The following is a 2,083-nucleotide window of genomic DNA, read 5'->3' as shown; positions in this document are numbered from 1 at the left end:
GCCGGTGGACGTCGACCAGTTCTTCGACGCGGTGCGCACGCTGGGCAAGTTCTGGGCCGTGCTCAACGAAGTGCCCGAGGAAGAGTGAGCCCGCATGGGAGACGATGAAGGCCATGGCGCGCGGGCTGGACGCCTGCGTGTGCTGATCGTCGACGATTCGCGCGACGACGCCGAACTGGCCGAGCTGGCCCTGCGCGATGCGGGGCTGGCGGTGGAGACGCGGCGGGTGCACAGCGAGGCGGGGCTGGTGGAGGCGCTGGAAGCCTTCGCCCCGCGCGTGGTGCTGTCGGACGTCAACCTGCCTGGTTTTTCGGGCGCCGAGGCGCTGGCGCTCACCCGCCGGCTGCGCCCGGGCGTGCCGGTGGTGTTCATGACCGGCTCGGTCTACGGCCTGCCGGGCGACGCGTTGCCCGAGGGTGATGCGTTGGTCCACAAGGACCAGCTCGACCGCTTGCCGGCGGCGCTGGCCGAGGTGCTGGCGGCGGAGGACGGCAAGGCGGAGTGAGGGCGGTGGGGGTGTGCTGACAGCCCCGGCCCCCACCCGACACGCTACGCGTGCCGACCTCCCCCGCGGTGCAGGGGAGGTGACGGATGCTTGTCTCCTTCCCCCGCTTGCGGGGCATTGCGCCCTTTACGGGTGGAAGGCTGGGATGGGGGCGCTTTTTCTGCGCGGCGCTGGATGAATCGGTATCCCGCTCAAAGCCCCTGCCCCCACCCGGCACGCGACGCGTGCCGACCTCCCCCGCGATGCGGGGGAGGTGACTGATCGCGCGACGCACTTGGCCCCTTCCCCCGCTTGCGGGGCATTGCGCCCTTTACGGGTGGAAGGCTGGGATGGGGGCGTTTTTTCTGCGCGACGCTAACAGCGCCGCCCCACCCGATACGCTGCGCGTGTCGACCTCCCCCGCGATGCGGGGGAGGTGACTGATCGCGCGATGCGCTTCGCTCCTTCCCCCGCTTGCGGGGCATTGCGCCCTTTACGGGTGGAAGGTTGGGATGGGGGCGCTTTTTCTGCGCGGCGCTGGATGAAGCGGTATCTCGCTCAAAGCCCCTGCCCCCACCCGGCACGCGATGCGTGCCGACCTCCCCCGCGGTGCGGGGGAGGTGACTGATTGCGCGATGCGGTTGGCTCTCCTGCTCCGAGGATGCGACTGCTCGCGCGATGCATGATCAGCGCGCGATGCGCTTCGCTCCTTCCCCCGCTTGCGGGGGAAGGTTGGGATGGGGGCGGCTTTACGCGTGGTGCTGGACGAAGCGGTATCCCGCTCAAAGCCCCTGCCCCCACCCGGCACGCGACTCGTGCCGACCTCCCCCGCGATGCGGGGGAGGTGATTGATGCTTGTCTCCTTCCCCCGCTTGCGGGGCATTGCGCCCTTTACGGGTGGAAGGTTGGGATGGGGGCGCTTTCTGCGCGGCGCTGGATGAAGCGGTATCCCGCTCAAAGCCCCTGCCCCCACCCGGCACGCGATGCGTGCCGACCTCCCCCGCGATGCGGGGGAGGTGATCTGGTTGCGCGATTCGGTTGTTCTCGGCGCGAGTGCAACGACGCGCGCGCGGGGCGCTTGTCTCCTTCCCCCGCCTGCGGGGGAAGGTTGGGATGGGGGTGCTTTTCGCGCCGTATTGGACGAAGCGGCATTCCGCTCAAAAGCCCCGCCCCCACCCGACACGCTACGCGTGTCGACCTCCCCCGCGATGCGGGGGAGGTGATCTGGTTGCGCGATGCGTGCCGATCTCCGTCGCGGTGCGGGGAGGTGGCTGAATCGCGCGATCGCGCACCTCCTCCGCGGTGCGGGAGAGGTGGACTGCCGGTCAGGCGCCTTGTTGTTGGGCCTTGCGGATCTGGGCGTCGACGGCGGCGATGGCGGTCATGTTGATCACGCGGCGCGGGGTGGCCGAGGGCGTCAGGATGTGGGCGGGCTTGTTGACGCCCATCAGGATGGGGCCCAGGGCCACGCCGCCGGTCATCACGCGGATCATGTTGTAGGTGATGTTGGCCGCGTCGATGTTCGGGAACACGAACAGGTTGGCGCGGCCGCTCAGTGTGGTGTCGGGCAGCATGCGGCGGCGCAGGGATTCGTCCCAG

The 2,083-nt window shown here is 69.8% G+C and carries 2 protein-coding genes and 1 pseudogene; 2 read left to right on the top strand and 1 reads right to left on the bottom strand.

What is annotated here, in order from left to right; genetic code table 11:
• Positions 1 to 88, top strand: a pseudogene (locus ACOJUJ_RS28595) (response regulator); the annotation flags it as partial.
• A gap of 51 nt (positions 89 to 139) precedes the next feature.
• Complete coding sequence (locus ACOJUJ_RS28590; protein ID WP_420130340.1) at positions 140 to 505, top strand: response regulator; 366 nt, start codon at positions 140 to 142, stop codon at positions 503 to 505.
• Positions 506 to 1,809: 1,304 nt separating this feature from the next.
• On the opposite strand, the gene ACOJUJ_RS28585 is transcribed toward ACOJUJ_RS28590, so the two are convergent.
• Positions 1,810 to 2,083, bottom strand: a 274-nt coding sequence (locus ACOJUJ_RS28585; RefSeq protein WP_420130339.1) for a phosphate acyltransferase, incomplete at its 5' end; no start/stop codon positions are given.

The organism is Longimicrobium sp. (genome assembly GCF_048594345.1).
GTDB lineage: Bacteria > Gemmatimonadota > Gemmatimonadetes > Longimicrobiales > Longimicrobiaceae > Longimicrobium.
This window is presented reverse-complemented; position numbering and strand designations above follow the sequence as displayed.